Below are 356 nucleotides of genomic sequence, written 5' to 3'. Positions count from 1 at the left end.
CTGCCAATGATCGCCAGTTGGCCGGATATGCAGCCGGGGGATCAGGAGCTGTGGTATAAACAGGGGCTGAGGTATGAAGGGCTAAGAATACGTGTTGAGCCGTATAGACGATCTGATACTGATGTTGCTTTTATGCGCGATGCCTATCTTAGACTTAGAAAATACGAGAATAAAACCTTTGATCCGGTTGTTTATATTAATGAATTAGGGCTGTTTTTTGTTAAAGCCACCAGGAAATTATTCCGGGCAGAACCACAGGATAGGAATAGTCCTTATTGGTTTGATAAGACGATTAATGGTTATTACTGGGCAGAAGTTAACGGGCAAGTGCCGGTGGTATTTGACTGTCAGTGGCT

The 356-nt window shown here is 44.1% G+C and carries 1 pseudogene; it reads left to right on the top strand.

Going from position 1 to position 356, the window contains the following annotated elements:
• Positions 1 to 356, top strand: a pseudogene (locus YALDO0001_RS19520) (hypothetical protein); the annotation flags it as partial.

Origin of the sequence: Yersinia aldovae ATCC 35236 (assembly GCF_000173735.1) — a bacterium.
Classification (GTDB): Bacteria; Pseudomonadota; Gammaproteobacteria; order Enterobacterales; family Enterobacteriaceae; genus Yersinia; species Yersinia aldovae.
The sequence above is the reverse complement of the archived record's forward strand: the minus strand, read 5'-3'. Positions and strand labels throughout refer to the sequence as shown.